This is a genomic window from Kitasatospora sp. NPDC088264 (genome assembly GCF_040685715.1).
In the GTDB taxonomy this organism is placed as follows: Bacteria; Actinomycetota; Actinomycetes; order Streptomycetales; family Streptomycetaceae; genus Kitasatospora.
Window position 1 is genome coordinate 119,360 of sequence record NZ_JBFBIR010000009.1, and the last position, 18,328, is coordinate 137,687.

Consider the following 18,328-nt stretch of genomic DNA (forward strand, 5'->3'; position numbering starts at 1 on the left):
GGCGGAACCGGGGGTGCGGGTGGGGCAGGGGGCGGGCAGGGCAGGGGGTGCGGGCGGGCCGGAGCGGTCAGACGGTGAGGGCGAGCCGGTTGATCGCGGCGAGCGGGATCGGCAGCCAGCTCGGCCGGTGCCGGGCCTCGTACACGACCTCGTACACCGCCTTGTCGATCTCCAGGGCCCGCATCAGCTCCGGTGAGGCCGCCGGGTCGGCGCCGCCGCCGGCGGTGTAGCCGGCGCAGAAGGCGGTGCGGTTGCGCTGGGCCCAGGCGGCGGCGAGGTGGGCGAGTTCCGGATCGACCGGGCCGCCGGCGAGCAGGTGGGCGGCCGCGTAGTCGAAGGAGCGGAGCATGGCGGCGACGTCGCGCAGCGCGGGCTGGGGTTCGCGGCGTTCGTTGACGGACTTGGCGGGTTCGCCCTCGAAGTCCAGCAGCACCCAGCCGTGCGGGGTGCGCATGGCCTGTCCGAGGTGCAGGTCGCCGTGGATGCGCTGGACGGGCAGGCCGTCGGGGTGGGCGTCGGCGAGTTGCTGGAAGGCGGTGCGCAGTGCGGCCCGGTAGCGCAGCAGGCCGGGGACGGCGGCGACGGCGCTGTCCAGCCGGTCGGCCATGGTGGTGGCGAGCCGGCTGGTCTGGGCGCGGTCGAGCCGGGCGACCGGCATCGAGCGGGCCAGGACCCGGTGGACTTCGGCGGTGGCCCGGCCGAGCCGGTGGGCCTCGATGGCGAAGTTGCCGGGGGAGGGGTCGCCCTTGAGCCGGCCGACCTGGTCGAGGGCGAGCTCCCAGCCGTCCTCGGCGTCCGGCAGGTAGCGCTGGAGCAGCCCGAGGGTGGCGGGTTCGGCGCGTTCCAGCCGGCTCTCGAACCAGGCGGCGACCCGGGGGATCCGGGTGGAGCCGGCCCGGGAGAGGGCGAGGGAGAGTTCGAGGTCGGGGTTGGTGCCGGGGTGGATGCGGCGGAACAGCTTGAGGATGTACGAGGTGCCGTAGATGACCGAGCTGTTGGACTGCTCGGCGGTGGAGGCGCGGCCTGGGAGGTTGGCGGGGAGCCCGGAGCCGGGGGTCCGGCGGAAGGACAGCGAGCCGAACCGGTCGCCGGTGGCGAGGTGTTCCAGCAGCCGCCCGGTGAGTTCGGGGTCGTGGACGGCGTCGTAGAGCGCCGCGCCGTCGTACGGGCCCTGGTTGAGCCGGCCGAGCACGGCGCTGGGCTCGATGTCCGCGGGCCCCTCCGAGCGGATGCCGAGCAGGAGTTGGTAGATGTCGCCGTGCGGGGCGCCGGCCGTGGTGGCGTGCTCGACCCGCAGCAGCAGGTGCAGCAGGGCGGGGTCGCCGACCTGGAGCGGGGTTCCGACCATCGGGGTGAGGCCGGTGATGGGCCGTCCCTTTCCGGCGTACCACCGCTGGGTGGGGAGCCACTCGGCGATCAGCGGCAGCGCGGCCTGGACGAGTTCGCTGACCCCCAGGGCGGTTCTCCGGGCCCCGGTGCTCCGCGCGCCCGCCGGCGCGGCGGTGTCGGCGGGGGCGTCCTGCTGCACATGGGCTTGAGAACGGGAGGTTTCGGACATGACTCCCTTTCCCCGGAAGCGGGCGGACTGCCCGACGGGTCTGGCCGGGTCCGTCAGTCTTCCGGATTTCGGCGGCGCGGCGGCGGCGGCACGCGAGCGGGGCTCAGGTGTCACGCCTTCGTGTGGGTGGCCGTTGGGCTGTTCTCCGTACGCGGCGGTGCAGAGAACTCCGGGGGCGCAGGGGTTCAACTCGCGCCCCCGGAGGGTCTGGTGGTGCTGTGGGGCAGGGTGTGGCGGATCGTTACTTCGAGCGCCTGGTCCCGCTCAGCCGCGGCGGCTGCCGGAGCTGGAACCAGTAGAAGCCGTGGCCGGCCAGCGTGAGCAGGTAGGGCCACTCGCCGATGGAGGGGAAGCGCACCCCGCCGATCAGCTCGACCGGGTACCGTCCGCCGTACTGCCGCAGATCCAGCTCGGTCGGCTGCGCGAACCGCGAGAAGTTGTTCACGCACATGACCAGGTCCCCCTCGTGTTCGCGCACGAAGGCCAGCACGGCGGGGTTGCTGGAGGGCAGTTCGGTGTACGTACCGAGGCCGAACGCCGGATTGAGCTTGCGGATCTCGATCATGCGACGCGTCCAGTGCAGCAGCGAACTCGAACTGCTCTGCTGTGCCTCGACGTTGGTCACCTGGTAGCCGTACACCGGGTCCATGATGGGCGGCAGACTGAGCCTGCCCGGGTCGGCGGAGGAGAAACCCGCGTTGCGGTCCGGGGTCCACTGCATCGGTGTGCGCACGCCGTCCCGGTCGCCCAGCCAGATGTTGTCGCCCATGCCGATCTCGTCCCCGTAGTAGAGGACCGGCGAGCCGGGCAGCGAGAACAGCAGGGCGGTGAACAGCTCGATCTGGTTGCGGTCGTTCTCCAGCAGCGGGGCGAGCCGGCGGCGGATGCCCACGTTGGCGCGCATCCGGGGGTCCTTGGCGTACTCCGCGTACATGTAGTCGCGCTCCTCGTCGGTGACCATCTCCAGGGTCAGCTCGTCGTGGTTGCGCAGGAAGATGCCCCACTGGCAGCCGCCGGGGATCTGCGGGGTCTTGCTGAGGATCTCCGACACCGGGTAGCGGGACTCCCGCCGCACGGCCATGAAGATCCGGGGCATCACCGGGAAGTGGAACGCCATGTGGCACTCGTCGCCGCCCGCGGTGAAGTCGCCGAAGTAGTCGACGACGTCCTCGGGCCACTGGTTGGCCTCGGCCAGCAGGACGGTGTCGGGGTAGTCGGCGTCGATCTCCTTGCGGACCCGCTGGAGGAACTCGTGGGTCTCCGGCAGGTTCTCGCAGTTGGTGCCCTCGCGGGCGAACAGGTACGGCACCGCGTCCAGCCGGAAGCCGTCGATGCCGAGGTCGAGCCAGAACCGCAGTCCGGCGATCATCTCCTGCTGGACGCGGGGGTTGTCGTAGTTGAGGTCCGGCTGGTGGGAGAAGAACCGGTGCCAGAAGTACTGCTTGCGGACCGGGTCGTAGGTCCAGTTGGAGGTCTCGGTGTCGACGAAGATGATCCGGGCGTCCGGGTACTGCTTGTCGTCGTCGGCCCACATGTAGAAGTCGCCGTACGGGCCGTCCGGGTCCGTCCGGGAGGCCTGGAACCACGGGTGCTGGTCGCTGGTGTGGTTCATGACGAAGTCGATGATCACGCGCATGCCGCGGGCGTGCGCGGCGTCGACGAACTCCATGAAGTCGGCGAGGTCGCCGAACTCCGGCAGCACCGACTTGTAGTCGGCCACGTCGTACCCGCCGTCGCGCAGCGGCGAGGCGAAGAACGGCGGGAGCCAGAGGCAGTCGACCCCGAGCCACTGCAGGTAGTCGAGTTTGGTGGTGAGCCCCTTCAGGTCCCCGACCCCGTCGCCGTTGCTGTCCTGGAAGGACCGCACCAGCACCTCGTAGAAGACCGCACGCTTGAACCACTCCGGGTCCAGGTTCTTCTTCGAGGTCTCCGGGAAGGTGTCGGGGACGGGCTCGTTCACAGTCACGCTGGGTTCCTCCGAACCGTGAGGAGGTGAGCCGGCTCGGCTGAGGGATCGAGCCGGACGTAGTTGTGCCGGCCCCAGGTGTAGACGGCGCCGGTGAGCTCGTCGTGCACCGCGTACGGGCCGTCGCCGTCGAGGGTGACGGTGGCCTCCTGGACGTGGTGCGGGTCGAGGTTGACCACGGTGACGACCTGGTCGGTGAGGCCCTCGGGGGTGGTCGCGGTCTTGGAGTAGGCGAGCACCTGGTCGTTGTCGGTGGGGTGGAAGCGCAGGTTGCGCAGCTGCTGGAGGGCGGGGTGGCGCCGGCGCAGCCGGTTCAGCACGGTGAGCAGCGGGGCGAGGGAGTCGGTGCGGGTCCAGTCGCGCGGGCGCAGCTCGTACTTCTCCGAGTGCAGGTACTCCTCGGAGCCGGGGTGGGCCGGCTCGTCCTCGTACAGCTCGAAGCCGGCGTAGACGCCGTAGCTGGGGGCGAGGGTGGCGGCGAGCACGGCGCGGATCGCGAACGCGGCGCGGCCGCCGTGCTGGAGGTAGCCGTGCAGGATGTCCGGGGTGTTGGCGAAGAAGTTGGGCCGCATGTAGGCGGCGGCGTCACCGGTGAGTTCGGTGAGGTACTCGGTGAGTTCCGGCTTGGTGGTGCGCCAGGTGAAGTACGTGTACGACTGGTGGAAGCCGATCTTCCCCAGGGTGTGCATCATCGCGGGCCGGGTGAAGGCCTCCGCCAGGAACACGACGTCCGGGTCGGTGCGGGCGATGTCGGCGAGCACCTTCTCCCAGAACGCCACCGGTTTGGTGTGCGGGTTGTCGACCCGGAAGATCCGAACGCCGTGGGACATCCAGAACCGGAGGATCCGGATGGTTTCCTTGACGATTCCGTCCATGTCCTGGTCGAAGTTGATCGGATAGATGTCCTGGTACTTCTTCGGAGGGTTCTCGGCGTACGCGATGGTGCCGTCCGCGCGGTGGCTGAACCATTCCGGGTGCTTGTTCACCCACGGGTGGTCGGGGGAGCACTGGAGGGCGAAGTCCAGCGCCACCTCCAGGCGCAGGGCCTCGGCCTCGGCGACGAAGTGGTCGAAGTCCTCGATCGTGCCGAGGTCGGGGTGGACGGCGTCGTGGCCGCCCTCGGGGGAGCCGATCGCCCAGGGCGAGCCGACGTCGTGCGGACCGGCCGTCAGGGCGTTGTCCGGCCCCTTGCGGAAGGCTCGCCCGATCGGGTGCACCGGCGGCAGGTAGACCACGTCGAAGCCCATCGCGGCGACGGCCGGCAGCCGCTCGGCGGCGGTGCGCAGGGTGCCCGAACGCGGCGGCTCGACGCCGCTCGGATCCACCACCGCGCCCTCCGAGCGGGGGAAGAACTCGTACCAGGAGCCGTACAGCGCGCGCTCGCGGTCCACCTGGAGCGGCAGCGGGCGGGAGGCGCTGAGCAGTTCGCGCAGCGGGTACCGGGCCAGCAGGTCCAGCACCTCGGGGGCGAGCGCGGCGGCCAGCCGGGACAGCGGCGGCAGGCCGGGGTCGCGCAGCGCGTCGGCGGCCGCCAGCACGTGCGCGCGGCCCTCCTTCTTCGGCACGCCGACCGCGGCCTGCTCCAGCAGCCGGGCGCCGTCCTCCAGGACCAGCGCGGTGTCGATCCCGGCGGGCAGCTTCACGGCGGCGGTCCGGCGCCAGGTGGCGACCGGGTCGCTCCACGCCTCGACCAGGTACGACCAGCGGCCGGGCGCGGTCGGGGTGACGTGCGCGCCCCAGCGGTCGGTGCCCTCGGCCAGCTCGCGCATCGGCGTCCACGGGCCGCCGCGGCCGCGCGGGTCGCGCAGCACCACGTTGGCGTTGACGGCGTCGTGGCCCTCGCGGAACACGGTCGCGGTGACCAGGAAGGTCTCGCCGACGACGGCCTTGGCCGGGCGGCGGCCGGAGTCGACGAGGGGGCTGACGTCCAGGACGGGGATGCGGCCGATCACGGTGTCGCTCTCTGTCGTCTTGCGGGCGGCGGGCTTGCGGGCGGAGGCCTTGCGCGGCGCGGCGCCGGAGGCGCCCTCGGCGGTGGTCCCGGCGGTCCCGGCGGCGTCGGCGGGGGCCTTCGCGGTGGCGGCGGCGCGGCGCGTGGTGGTGGTGCGCCTGCGCGGTGCCGCGGTCCGGCCCTCCTCGGCCCCGGGTTGTCGGGCCGCTTCGGCCGGCTCGGTGCGGACCGCCCCGGCGGCCCGCGGTGCCGGCATCGCCGGATCCGTCCGAGTGTCAGAATCCATCCGTCCGGCGGATTCCGCGACCGCTGCGTCGTGGCTGTCGGCCACCGGTGTGGACTGGTCCCGCGTGTCGCCGTGCATGTCAAACTCCTGCCCGAGATCGGCGGCAGCTCCCGCGGGCCGGGGATGGGCCAGGGGAGTACCGGGAGGACTGCTGGGTGGGGAGGACGTGCGACCGGAAGCCTGCCCGCGCCGCCGTCCCCGGCAACCTGCCCGGCGCCCGCCGAGTCCTCGACGGGAGGCCCTGGAGCCGCGCGCGTCCCGGCGCGCGCCTCCAGGGGCACGCCCCTGGGCGACCCGGTCGACCCGTGAACGAGCAGGCCGAGTACGAGGACACGCGTCGGTGCGAGGTGAGCGCCGAATGGGCTAAGAAGAAGGGGAACGATCAACGCGAAAAGGATTCGGACGTGCTGCTTCAAGGCGGACGCCACCCGCCGCCGCACTCCCCGCAGCATCAACGACCTTGAGTCATCCTCGCACCGGGGACAAGACTTTTGCAGCGGTACGACAGTAGTTTCGGGCTTTGTCCTGAGCGGATGAGCCATCGGAAATGGACCTGTTCCGCAGTGTTCATGCATTGGTAGCGCAGGACCCCGGAAATGTGCGCCGCGCGCGCCCCCCGTGCAGACCAATGCGCCGAATGCGATCTCATCAATAGGCCGAACGGATGCCCAATAGCCCACTTGACGCACTGTCATGACGGACATCGCGGCTACGCTTCACGCCGTGAAGGCAATCCGCAGATTCACCGTCCGCACCGTCCTGCCCGAACAACTCCAGCCGCTGCACGAGCTGGCCCTCAACCTGCGCTGGTCCTGGCACCCCGAGACCAGGGACCTCTTCCGGTCCGTGGACCCGGAGGTCTGGGCCGCGACCGGCGAGGACCCGGTGCGGCTGCTCGGGGAGGTCCCGGCCGCCCGGCTCGCCGCCCTCGCCGCCGACCGGCGGTTCCTGCGCAGACTCGGCGACCTCGCCGACGACCTGCGCGAGTACCTCAGCGGCCCGCGCTGGTACCAGGCCCAGCAGGAGGCCGGCGCCACCCCGCTGCCCGCCGCCATCGCCTACTTCTCGCCCGAGTACGGCATCGCCGCCGCGCTGCCCCAGTACTCCGGCGGGCTCGGCATCCTGGCCGGCGACCACCTCAAGGCCGCCAGCGACCTCGGCGTCCCGATCATCGGCGTCGGCCTGTTCTACCGGCACGGCTACTTCCGGCAGTCCCTCAACCGGGACGGCTGGCAGCAGGAGCGCTACCCGCTGCTCGACCCGGACGAACTCGCGGTCAGCCTGCTCCGGGAGGACGACGGCACCCCCGGCCGGGTCGACCTCGCCCTGCCCGGCGGCCGCACCCTGGCCGCGCACATCTGGAAGGCCCAGGTCGGACGGGTCCCGCTGCTGCTCCTCGACTCCGACATCGAGGCCAACTCGCCCGCCGAGCGCGACGTCACCGACCGGCTCTACGGCGGCGGCAGCGAGCACCGGCTGCTCCAGGAGATGCTGCTCGGCATCGGCGGCGTCCGCGCCGTCCGCGCCTACTGCCGGCTCACCGGGCACCCCGCCCCCGAGGTGTTCCACACCAACGAGGGCCACGCGGGCTTCCTCGGCGTCGAACGGATCCGCGAGCTGGTCTCCACCGGCTCACCCGGCCCCGACAGCGTCGGCCTGGACTTCGCCGCCGCCCTGGAGTCCGTCCGGGCCGGCACCCTGTTCACCACCCACACACCCGTCCCGGCCGGCATCGACCGCTTCGACCGCGAGCTGGTCGCCCGCCACTTCAGCGGCGACGCCGCGCTGCCGGGCGTCCCGGTCGAGCCGGTGCTCGCGCTCGGCGCCGAGACCTGGCCCGGCGGGGACCCGAAGCTCTTCAACATGGCCGCCATGGGCCTGCGGCTCGCCCAGCGCGCCAACGGGGTCTCCACCCTGCACGGCGAGGTCAGCCGCTCCATGTTCAACGGCCTCTGGCCCGGCTTCGACGCCACCGAGGTGCCGATCACCTCCGTCACCAACGGCGTCCACGCCGCCACCTGGATCGACCCGGCGGTCGTGCGGCTCGGCGCCGCCGAGATCGGCGCCGACCGCGCCGAGGACGCCATGACCACCGGCGACGCCAAGCGCTGGACCGGCCTGGAGCGGATCGGCAACACCGAGATCTGGGACCTGCGCCGCAGCCTGCGCGCCCAACTGGTCGACGAGGCCCGCCGCCGACTGCGCGACTCCTGGCGCCAGCGCGGCGCCGGCGAGGCCGAACTCGGCTGGGTCTCCTCGGTGCTCGACCCCGACGTGCTCACCATCGGCTTCGCCCGCCGGGTGCCCTCGTACAAGCGGCTCACCCTGATGCTGCGCGACCCGGACCGGCTGCGCGCCCTGCTGCTGCACCCCGTCCGGCCGGTGCAGATCGTGGTCGCCGGCAAGGCCCACCCGGCCGACGACGGCGGCAAGCGGCTGATCCAGCAGATGGTCGCCTTCGCCGACGACCCGGCCGTCCGGCACCGGATCGTCTTCCTGCCGGACTACGACATGGCGATGGCCCGGCACCTCTACCCGGGCTGCGACGTCTGGCTGAACAACCCGCTGCGCCCGCTGGAGGCCTGCGGTACCTCCGGGATGAAGGCCGCGCTCAACGGCTGCCTCAACCTGTCCGTCCTGGACGGCTGGTGGGACGAGTGGTACGACGGCCAGAACGGCTGGGCGATCCCCACCGCCGACGAGACCGACGGCGTGCTCGACCCGGAGAGCAGCGAGGCCGAGCGCCGCGACGACATCGAGGCCGCCGCGCTGTACGACCTGATCGAGGACCAGGTCGCCGGCCGGTTCTACGACCGGGGCACGGACGGGCTGCCGCACCGCTGGATCGCCATGGTCCGGCACACCCTGGTCACCCTCGGCCCCAAGGTGCTGGCCGGGCGGATGGTCCGCGAGTACGTCGAACGGCTGTACACCCCGGCGGCGCTGGCCCAGCGGGAGCTGGCGGCGGCGGAGCACCACGGCGCCCTGGAGCTGGCGGCCTGGAAGGCGAAGGTCCGGGAGGCCTGGCCGGCCGTCCGGGTCGAGCACGTCGAGGCGGACTGTCCGGACGAGGCGCAGGAGCTGGGCAGCTCGCTGGCGCTGCGGGTGCAGGTCACGCTCGGGGCGCTGGAGCCGGGCGACGTCGAGGTGCAGGCGGTGTCCGGCCGGGTGGACGAGACGGACGGCATCTCGGACGGCTGCGTGCTCGCCCTCAAGCCGGTCGGCGGGTCCGACCTGGACGGCCGGACCCGCTACGAGGGCTCGCTGGAGCTGTGCCGGACCGGCCCGTTCGGCTACACCGTCCGGGTGCTGCCGGCCCACCCCCGGCTGGCCTCCCCGGCGGAGCTGGGGCTGGTGGCCCTGCCCGCCGAGTCGTCGGGGATGGACGCGGGGGTGCTGCGCTGAGGCCCTGCCGGGGGGAGCGCCGGCCCTAGACCAGGCTGTCCCGCCAGGCCTGGTGGAGGGCGGCGAAGCGGCCGGATCCGTCGATCAGCTCCTGCGGGGAGCCGTCCTCGACGATCCGGCCCTGGTCCATCACCAGGACGCGGTCGGCGATCTCCACGGTGGAGAGCCGGTGCGCGATGATCACCGCCGTCCGGCCGGCCAGCACCGTGCGCATGGCCCGCTGGACGGCCTGCTCGCCGGGGACGTCCAGCGAGCTGGTCGCCTCGTCGAGGATCAGCACCGCCGGGTCGGCGAGCAGGGCGCGGGCGAAGGCGACCAGCTGGCGCTGCCCGGCGGAGATCCGGCCGCCGCGCTTGCGCACGTCGGTGTCGAAGCCGTCCGGGAGCGCCGCGATGAACTCGTACGCGCCGATGTCCCGGGCGGCCTGCTCGACCTCCTCGCGGCCGGCGCCGGGGCGGCCGATCGCGATGTTCTCGGCGACGGTGCCGGAGAACAGGAAGGACTCCTGGGTCACCATCACCACGCCGCGCCGCAGCTCGGGGGTGGCGAGGTCGCGCAGGTCCACGCCGTCCAGCCGGATCCGGCCGTCGGTCGGGTCGTAGAAGCGGGCCAGCAGCTTGGCGACCGTCGACTTGCCGGCGCCGGTCGCGCCGACCACCGCCACCGTCTGCCCGGCCGGGATCACCAGGTCGAACGGCGGCAGCACCTGCTTGCCGGTGCGGTAGGCGAAACGGGTCTCCTCGAAGCGGACCTCGCGCCCCTTGCCGGCGGCCTGCGGCAGTTCGGCGGGCGCGGCCGGTTCGGCGACGGTCGGCTCGTGGGCGAGCAGGCCGGCGATCTTCTCCAGCGCGGCGGCGGCCGACTGGTAGCTGTTCAGGAACATCGCCAGCTGGTCGATCGGGTCGTAGAGCCGGCGCAGGTAGAGCACGAAGGCGGTGAGCACGCCCAGCTCGACCGTGCCGTCGGCGACCAGGTAGGCGCCGAGCAGCACCACGCCGGTGGTCCACAGGTTGGCGGTGACGCGGGAGAGGCCGACGTAGCGGGCGATCTCCAGCAGGCCGTCCGCCGTCGCGGTGGCGGACTGCCGGTTGACCACGGCGAAGGCCTCGTCGTTGGCCTTCTCGCGGCGGAAGGCCTGCACCGGGCGGATGCCGTTCATGGTCTCGGTGAAACGGACGATCAGTGAGGCGGCCGAGGTGCGGGAGCGGCGGTAGACCCGGCGCGAGCGGCTGCGGAAGGACCGGGCGATCAGCGCCAGCGGCAGGATCGACGCCAGCGAGACCAGTCCGAGCCGCCAGTCCAGCACCAGCAGCAGCACCGAGATGTAGCAAACCGACAGGAGGACGGTCAGCAGCTCCTGGAGGCCCTCGGAGAGCAGCTCGCGCAGCGCGTCCACGTCGCTGGTGGCGCGGGAGATGATCCGGCCCGAGGTGTAGCGCTCGTGGAAGTCCAGGCTCAGCCGCTGGGCGTGCCGGAAGATCCGGCCGCGCAGCTCCAGCAGGATGTCCTGGTTGACCCGGGCGCTGATCTTGATGAACGCCCACTGCAGCAGCAGGCTGAGCAGCGCGCAGCCCAGGTAGGCGCAGACCACCGCGATCAGCGGGCCGCTGTCGCTCTCGCGCAGTGCCGGGATGCCGCGGTCCATCGCGATGGCGACCAGCAGCGGGCCGGACTGCAGGGCCGCCTGCTGGATGAGGATCACCAGCATCGCGACGGCGATCCGGGCCCGGTGCGGGCCGAGCAGCGAGCGCAGCAGAGCCCGGGGCGCGCCGGGCGGGACGGGGATGTCCTCCTCGTCGGCCGGGGGCGGCGGCAGCTGTTCCTCGACCGGTTCGGCGGTCTCCCGTTCGGCGGGGCCGACGGGCGAGATGGTGGTGGTCATCGGGTGGTGCCCCCCTCGGAGACCAGGACGGCCTCGGGCATCGGGGCGGACTCGCCCGACATCAGTTCGCGGTAGTGCGCGCAGTCGCGCAGCAGGTCCTGGTGGGTGCCGACGGCCTCGATCCGGCCGTCGGAGAGCACCGCGACCCGGTCGGCGAGCAGCACGGTGCTCGGGCGGTGGGCGACCACCAGGGCGGTGGTGGCGCCGAGGACCTGGCGCAGCGCCCGTTCGACCAGGGCCTCGGTGTGCACGTCGAGGGCGGAGAGCGGGTCGTCCAGCACCAGGAAGGCCGGGTCGCCGACCACCGCACGGGCCAGGGCGAGGCGCTGGCGCTGGCCGCCGGACAGGCTCAGGCCCTGCTCGCCGACCTCGGTGTCCACGCCGTCCGGGAGCTTGTCCACGAAGGAGGCCTGGGCGGTGGCCAGGGCGGCGCGCAGCTGCTGGTCGTTCGCGCCCGGGGCGCCCATCAGGACGTTCTCCCGGACGGTGGCGGAGAACAGGGTGGGCTCCTCGAAGGCGACCGCGACCAGCTCGCGCAGCCGCTCCCGGGGGAGGTCGCGGATGTCCCGGCCGTCCAGGGTGATGGTGCCGGCGGTGGCCTCGTACAGGCGGGGGAGCAGCGCGGTGAGCGTGGTCTTGCCGCTGCCGGTGGCGCCGACCAGGGCCATCGTCTCGCCGCTGCGGATGTGCAGGTCGATGCCGGCCAGCAGGTCGGGGGTGTCGTCGGGGGCGTCGGGGTAGCGGAAGCGGACGCCGGTGAAGCGGATGCCGTCGGGGGCACCGCCGAGGCCGTCGGCGGTGCCCGGGTCGGCGGTCTCGGGCTCGTCCAGCACCTCGAAGAAGCGGTCGGTGGCGGTGGCGGCCTCGTTGGCGTAGGCGAGCAGCCAGCCCAGGGACTCGACCGGCCAGCGCAGCGCCAGCGCGGTGGAGAGGAAGGCGACCAGGGTGCCGGCGCTCAGCTCGTCGTGGGCGACCAGGTAGGCGCCGGCGGCGAGGGCGCAGCCGAGGGCGATCTCGGGCAGGCCGACGATGACCGCCCAGAGGTTGGCGAGCAGCCCGGCCTTGCGCAGTTCGGTGCGGCGCAGGTCGTGGGCCTGGGCGCGGAAGCGCTCGGCCATCGAGCGGTGGCGGCCGAAGGCCTTGAGGATGCGGATGCCGAGGACGGACTCCTCGATGACGGTGGCGAGGTCGCCGTTCTGGTCCTGGGCGCGGCGGGAGGCGCCGGAGTAGCCGGCCTCGAACCGCCGGGTGAGCACGAACAGCGGGACGGCGGGCAGCAGGATGATCAGGGCGAGCCGCCAGTCCTGGGTGAACATCACCGCCGTGCCGGCGAGGAACATCACCGAGTTGACGACCAGGAAGACCAGCGGGAAGGCCAGAAACAGCCGCATGGTGTACATGTCGGCGGTGGCCCGGGAGAGCAGCTGGCCGGATCCCCAGCGCTCGTGGAAGGAGATCGGCAGCCGCTGGAGCTTGGCGAAGAGGTCGCCGCGCATGGCCGTCTCCAGCCCGGCCAGCGGGCGGGCCAGGACCACCCGGCGGGTGTAGAACAGCGCGGCCTCGACCAGCCCGAGGACCAGCAGCAGGCCGATCAGCGGCCAGAGTCCGCTCAGGTCGTGTTCGGCGAGCGGACCGTCGACGATCCGGCCGAGGACCAGCGGGACGCCGAGGACGCTCAGCATGGCGACCAGGGCGGCGGCCACCGAGGTGGCCAACCGGCGGCGGACGGCTCGGGCGTAGGGCCACAGGCGCAGGAGGGAGCGGACCGTGGAGCGGTGCCCGGTCGCGGTGTCGTCGTGTTGTCGGTTCTCGGCCATCGTCGTGAGGGTAGGACGAGGTCGCGTCATTTCTCATCAGGTTTTTCACCCCTGACAGAACCCTTCGGCGAGAACCGGCCACCCGTACGGGTGGGGCGCGGGTGAACGGCGGGGCGCGTGGGGCCGGCCGTACGGGCCGGAGTGCGCCGCACGCGCGGCCGACGCCGCTCAGGCCGTGGCGGCGGGCGCGCGCAGCAGCCGCAGCGAGCGCCCGGCCAGCAGCGTCGCGCCCTGCGGACAGGGCTCGCCGCCGCCCTCGACGGCGGTGTCGACCACCGTCTCGTACGCCTCCTCCGGCGCGGCCCAGGGCTCGCCGGGGAGGGTGAACAACACCGGTTCGTGACCGGCGTTGAGCAGCAGCAGGAAGCTGTCGTCCAGCGTCGGCCGCCCGGCCTCGTCCCGTTCGGACATCGCGGTGCCGGACAGCAGCATGCCCAGGCAGGCGGTCGGGGCGAACCAGTCGGCCTCGGTCATCTCCTTGCCCAGCGGCGTGAACCAGGCGAGGTCCGGCTGGCCGCCCGGAGCGGCGGCCCGGCCGGAGAAGAACGCCCGCTGCCGCAGCACCGGGTGGGCCCGGCGCAGCCGGATCAGCCGGGCGGTCAGCTCGCACAGCCCGCGCCAGCGGGGATCCGCCAGGAGCGACCAGTCCAGCCAGCCGAGCTCGTTGTCCTGGCAGTAGGCGTTGTTGTTGCCGCCCTGGGTGCGGCCCAGCTCGTCCCCGGCGGTGAGCATGGGGACGCCGGTGGAGAGCAGCAGCGTGGCCAGCAGGTTGCGCAGTTGGCGCAGCCGCAGGGCGTTCACCTCCGGGTCGGTGGTCTCGCCCTCGACGCCGTGGTTCCAGGACCGGTTGTCGTCGGTGCCGTCCCGGTTGGCCTCGCCGTTGGCCTCGTTGTGCTTGCGGTCGTAGCTGACCAGGTCGCGCAGCGTGAAACCGTCGTGCGCGGTCACGTAGTTGACGGAGGCGTACGGGCGGCGGCCGCCGCGCTGGTAGAGGTCGGAGGAGCCGGACAGCCGGTAGCCCAGCTCGCGCACGTCCGGGCGGGCGCCGCGCCAGAAGTCCCGCACGGTGTCCCGGTACTTGTCGTTCCACTCGGCCCACAGCGGGGGGAAGCCGCCGACCTGGTAGCCGCCCGGGCCGACGTCCCAGGGCTCGGCGATCAGCTTCACCCGGCTGAGCAGCGGGTCCTGGGAGACGGCAGCGAGGAAGGGGTGGTCCATGTCGACCCCGTCGGTGCCGCGGGCGAGGGCGGCGGCGAGGTCGAAGCGGAAGCCGTCCACGCCCATCTCGGTGACCCAGTACCGCAGCGAGTCGGTGACCAGCCGGACCACCTGCGGGCGGCGGGTGTCCAGGGTGTTGCCGCAGCCGGTGAAGTCGGCGTAGCCGCGCGGGCGGTGCGGGGCCGGGCGGTAGTAGGCGGTGTTGTCGATGCCGCGCAGCGAGAGCATCGGGCCGAGTTCGGCGCCCTCCGCGGTGTGGTTGAACACCACGTCGAGGATCACCTCGATCCCGGCGGCGTGCAGGGCGCGGACCATCCGCTTGAACTCGCCGACCTGGCCGCCGCGCGAGCCGGCCGCCGAGTAGCCGGCGTGCGGGGCGAAGTAGCCGATCGTGTTGTAGCCCCAGTAGTTGACCAGGCCGCGCGACTGGAGGTGGTCCTCGCTGGCGTACTGGTGCACCGGCAGCAGCTCGACGGCGGTCACGCCGAGGCGGGTCAGGTGGGCGACGGCGGCCGGGTGGGCCAGGCCCGCGTAGGTGCCGCGGAGCTCCGGCGGGACGTCGGGGTGGCGCATGGTGAAGCCGCGCACGTGCAGTTCGTAGAGCACCGTCTCGGCCCACGGGGTCTTCGGGCGGTGGTCGTCGTACCAGTCGTCGTCATCGTGGACGACCACGGATCTGGGCACGTAGCGGGCGGAGTCGCGGTTGTCCCGGACGGTGTCGGCGACGTCCGCCTCCGGCCAGTTGCGGACGGCGGCGCAGACCGCGTCGTGGCTGGTGTAACAGCCGTCCACGGCACGGGCGTACGGGTCGAGCAGCAGCTTCGCCGGGTTCCAGCGGGCGCCGGTCCACGGGTCCCACCGGCCGTGCACGCGGAAGCCGTACCGGCTGCCGGGGCGGACGCCGGGCAGGAAGCCGTGCCAGGTCTGGAAGTCCTGCTCGGTGAGGCGGTGCCGGGCCTCCCGGCCGTCCTCGTCGAACAGGCAGAGGTCGACCGCCTCGGCGCCGGCCGCCCAGAGCGCGAAGTTGGTTCCCTGGCGGCCCTGTTGGTCGGTCCGGAAGCGGGCGCCGAGCGGCTGCCAGCTGCCGGGCCACGGTGGCTCGGCGGTGTCCCCGCCGGGCGGCCGCACTCCGGCTTCCAGCTCCTGCCCTGACGCCATGGCCGCACCCTCCCTGGACGGGGTGTCCCGGACCCCGTTCACTTCCTCTTTCCCGGATTGCGCAGATCGGAAGCGGCTGAACGGGGGCTTACCGGCGGATGGCGGCCGATGGATGGGGGGATTTCGCGCGGCTGCGCGTGTCCCCGCCGCGATTGCCCTCGTTGTTCCCGGTATCGGGCGTTCCCGCCACCGGACGTTCCTGGCATCGGGCGTCCCCGGTGGCGGAGGCTCCCGGTACCGGACCTTCCCGGTACCGGACGTGGACAGTGGGAGGCCCCGGGATGCGGCGCCGAGGACGGGTGTGGGCGCGGCGGGCGGCGGCGGTGGCCTGGGGCCTCGCCGTCCTGACGGGGTGCGGCGGCTCCCCGGCGGCCCCCGCGCAGGACGCCGCCGGGCCCGGGGCGCACACCCCGCCCCCGCCGCCGTCCCGGGCGGTCGTCACGGCGCTGCCCGCCGACGGCGCCCAGGACGTGCCGCCGGAGGGCCCGGTCCGGGTGACGGCGGCGCAGGGCCGGCTGGTCACCGTCCGGCTGGCCGACACCAAGGGCACCGAGGTCCCCGGCACGATCGCCCCGGACGGCGCCGCCTGGACGCCCGACGGCCCGCTGCCGCTGGGCACCGCGTACACCCTGGACGCCGTCGCCGAGGACGACCAGGGCCAACGGGCGGCCCAGCACTCGGCGTTCTCCACGATGGCCCGGGCGCACACCTTCGTCGCCTTCTTCACCCCGGAGGACGGCTCCACCGTCGGTGTCGGCATGCCGGTGTCGTTGCGCTTCAGCCGGCCGATCACGGACCGGGCGGCGGTGGAGAAGGCCGTCCAGGTGAGCGCCGACCCGCCCGTCCCGGTGGCCGCGCACTGGTTCGGCAACCAGCGGCTGGACGTCCGCCCGCAGCAGTACTGGGCGGCGGGCACCAAGGTGACGGTGGCGCTGCGGCTGAAGGACGTGCAGGGCGCGCCGGGCGAGTTCGGGACCCAGACCAAGGACCTGCACTTCACCGTCGGCCGGGCCCAGGTCTCCACCGTCGACCTGGACGCGCACACCCTGACCGTCCGGGCCGGGCAGGGCGGCAAGGTGGTGCGGGTGCTCAAGGTGTCCGGCGGCAGCCGTGACCACTCCACCTACCGGGGCGTCATGGTGGTGTCGGAGAAGTACAAGGTGACCCGGATGAACTCGCAGACCGTCGGGATGGGCGACGAGTACGACATCAAGGACGTGCCGCACGCGATGCGGCTGACCAACTCCGGCACCTTCGTGCACGGCAACTACTGGGCGGACCCCGGGGTGTTCGGCGCCGCCAACACCAGCCACGGCTGCATCGGCCTGGCCGACGCCAAGGGCGGAGCGAGCAAGGACTCCCCGGCGGGCTGGCTGTTCGAGCACACCATCCCGGGCGACGTGCTGGAGGCGAAGGCCTCCGCGGGGGACTTCGTGCCGCCACAGAACGGCCTCAACGGCTGGAACATGCCGTGGGAGCAGTGGGTGGCGGGCAGCGCCCTCGGGCCGGTCGCCGGGCCGGTTGCCGGGCCCACGGCCGGGCCCACGGCCGGGCCCGCCTCCAGCCCCGTCGCGCAGTAGTCGATCTTCACCGCCGATTCACCCCCGATCCACCCACCTCCCCCCGGGACCCGCTCAGACGGCCCGGCTATCCTGCTCCGGCGTGCGCCCTGGTCCGGCGCGAAAGATCGGCGTCCGGTGCAACTCATGGGGGCACTCAACGCGTCGAGAGAGTGAATACCGGGAGGGGAGAAACCGTGAAGACGGGGAAGACGGCCGACGCCGCGATACGTACCACCAGCCGTTACGGGCGCAGGGGTGCGATGGCGTTGGTCATGGGCGGGGTGCTGCTGCTCACCGCGGCCTGCGGCGACGACAAGGGCGGAACGGGCGGCGGGGGCGACAACGCGGCGCCCGCGGCGACGGCGGGTGCGGGCGGGACGGCGGCCCCGGCGGGCGCGTCGGGCGAGCCGAAGGCCTCCGCCGCGGTGCTGGCCGTCGAGCCGAAGGACGGCGCCCAGGACGTCGCACCGAGCAACGCGTTGCAGGTGTCCGTCTCGAACGGCAAGCTCACCACGGTCGAGGTGACCGACAAGAACGGCAAGCCGGTCGACGGGGCGATCACTCCGGACGGCATCGGCTGGAAGCCCGCCGCCGCGCTCACCGTCGGCATGGCGTACAAGGTGAACGCGCAGGCCAAGGACGCCGACGGCCTGGTGACCGCGTCCACCACGACGTTCACCACGCTGACGCCGGACAAGAAGGTCTCCACCAACGACAACATCAGCGACGGCGCCACCTACGGCGTCGGCATGATCGTCTCGGTGAACTTCAGCAAGACCGTCAAGAACAAGGACGCCGTCCTCAAGGGCATCACCTTCGAGACGAACAACGGCACCGAGGTGAAGGGCCACTGGTTCGGCGACAACCGGCTGGACTTCCGCCCGGCCGAGTACTGGAAGCCGGACACCAAGGTCACCATCAAGTACCGGCTGAAGAGCGTCGAGGTCGCCCCGGGCGTCTACGGCGACGTGGACAAGGACGAGCCGTTCACCATCGGCCGCTCCCAGATCGCCACCGCCGACGCCAAGGCGCACCAGATGACGATCGAGCGGGGCGGCAAGAGCACCACCGTGCCGGTCACCATGGGCGCGGAGGCGACGCCGTCCTGGAGCGGGACGATGGTGATCATGTCCAAGGAGAAGGTCACCCGGATGAACTCGCAGACCGTCGGCCTCGGCGGCGAGTACGACATCCAGGACGTGCCGCACGCGATGCGGCTGACCACCTCCGGCACCTTCGTGCACGGCAACTACTGGTCCAACGCGACCAATCCGTTCGGCAGGACCAACGCCAGCCACGGCTGCGTCGCGATGGTGGACGAGAAGGGCGGCAGCGACACCTCCGTCGCGGGCAAGTTCTTCAACGACTCGATGATCGGCGACGTGGTCAAGGTCGTGAACAGCAAGGAGAAGACCGTCGCGCCCTCCAACGGGCTGGGCGGCTGGAACATCGCCTGGGCGAACTGGTAGATCCTGCCCGCCGACTGACCGGATAGTCCCGGTTCGTCGGCGCGGTGCGGACGAGC

Annotated in this window: 9 protein-coding genes; 3 read left to right on the top strand and 6 right to left on the bottom strand. The window is 72.7% G+C overall.

The genetic code is table 11. The annotated features are described in order from the left end of the window. Nucleotides 1-67: 67 nt before the first annotated feature. From AB0O82_RS10235 to AB0O82_RS10245, 3 genes are all read right to left on the bottom strand, one after another. Entirely contained in the window at nt 68-1,558 is a 1,491-nt protein-coding gene (locus tag AB0O82_RS10235; protein WP_363582060.1) for a phosphotransferase, read from the bottom strand. Nucleotides 1,559-1,799: 241 nt separating this feature from the next. Further along, nucleotides 1,800-3,524, bottom strand: a complete 1,725-nt coding sequence (gene treS, locus AB0O82_RS10240; protein ID WP_063347760.1) for a maltose alpha-D-glucosyltransferase — start codon at nt 3,522-3,524, stop codon at nt 1,800-1,802. Beyond that, complete coding sequence (locus AB0O82_RS10245; protein WP_363582158.1) at nt 3,521-5,476, bottom strand: alpha-1,4-glucan--maltose-1-phosphate maltosyltransferase; 1,956 nt, start codon at nt 5,474-5,476, stop codon at nt 3,521-3,523. Before AB0O82_RS10245 ends, treS begins: the two co-directional genes overlap by 4 nt. A gap of 1,008 nt (nt 5,477-6,484) precedes the next feature. Here AB0O82_RS10245 and glgP point away from each other — a divergent pair. Continuing rightward, nucleotides 6,485-9,166 (top strand): alpha-glucan family phosphorylase, encoded by a 2,682-nt coding sequence (glgP, locus tag AB0O82_RS10250; RefSeq protein ID WP_363582063.1) that lies wholly within the window; start codon nt 6,485-6,487, stop codon nt 9,164-9,166. Between the two features lie 25 nt (nt 9,167-9,191). Here glgP and AB0O82_RS10255 read toward each other — a convergent pair whose 3' ends face one another. The 3 genes from AB0O82_RS10255 to glgX form a co-directional block, all read right to left on the bottom strand. After that, complete coding sequence (locus AB0O82_RS10255) at nt 9,192-11,048, bottom strand: ABC transporter ATP-binding protein (protein ID WP_363582065.1); 1,857 nt, start codon at nt 11,046-11,048, stop codon at nt 9,192-9,194. Then, nucleotides 11,045-12,865 (bottom strand): ABC transporter ATP-binding protein, encoded by a 1,821-nt coding sequence (locus AB0O82_RS10260; protein WP_363582067.1) that lies wholly within the window; start codon nt 12,863-12,865, stop codon nt 11,045-11,047. Before AB0O82_RS10260 ends, AB0O82_RS10255 begins: the two co-directional genes overlap by 4 nt. A 168-nt stretch (nt 12,866-13,033) precedes the next feature. Continuing rightward, on the bottom strand, nt 13,034-15,241 hold the full coding sequence (glgX, locus tag AB0O82_RS10265; RefSeq protein WP_363582069.1) for a glycogen debranching protein GlgX: 2,208 nt from the start codon (nt 15,239-15,241) through the stop codon (nt 13,034-13,036). A 281-nt stretch (nt 15,242-15,522) separates the two neighbouring features. Here glgX and AB0O82_RS10270 point away from each other — a divergent pair, with 281 nt between their 5' ends. Further along, on the top strand, nt 15,523-16,821 hold the full coding sequence (locus AB0O82_RS10270; RefSeq protein ID WP_363582071.1) for an Ig-like domain-containing protein: 1,299 nt from the start codon (nt 15,523-15,525) through the stop codon (nt 16,819-16,821). A 176-nt stretch (nt 16,822-16,997) separates the two neighbouring features. Continuing rightward, on the top strand, nt 16,998-18,272 hold the full coding sequence (locus tag AB0O82_RS10275; RefSeq protein WP_363582073.1) for an Ig-like domain-containing protein: 1,275 nt from the start codon (nt 16,998-17,000) through the stop codon (nt 18,270-18,272). The last annotated feature ends 56 nt before the right edge of the window (nt 18,273-18,328 follow it).

Coding starts and splice junctions, on each gene's coding strand:
- AB0O82_RS10255 (WP_363582065.1), bottom strand. CDS start 11,048: ATGACCACCACCATCTCGCCCGTCGGCCCCGCCGAACGGGAGACCGCC.
- glgX (WP_363582069.1), bottom strand. CDS start 15,241: ATGGCGTCAGGGCAGGAGCTGGAAGCCGGAGTGCGGCCGCCCGGCGGG.
- AB0O82_RS10270 (WP_363582071.1), top strand. CDS start 15,523: ATGCGGCGCCGAGGACGGGTGTGGGCGCGGCGGGCGGCGGCGGTGGCC.
- AB0O82_RS10235 (WP_363582060.1), bottom strand. CDS start 1,558: ATGTCCGAAACCTCCCGTTCTCAAGCCCATGTGCAGCAGGACGCCCCC.
- AB0O82_RS10260 (WP_363582067.1), bottom strand. CDS start 12,865: ATGGCCGAGAACCGACAACACGACGACACCGCGACCGGGCACCGCTCC.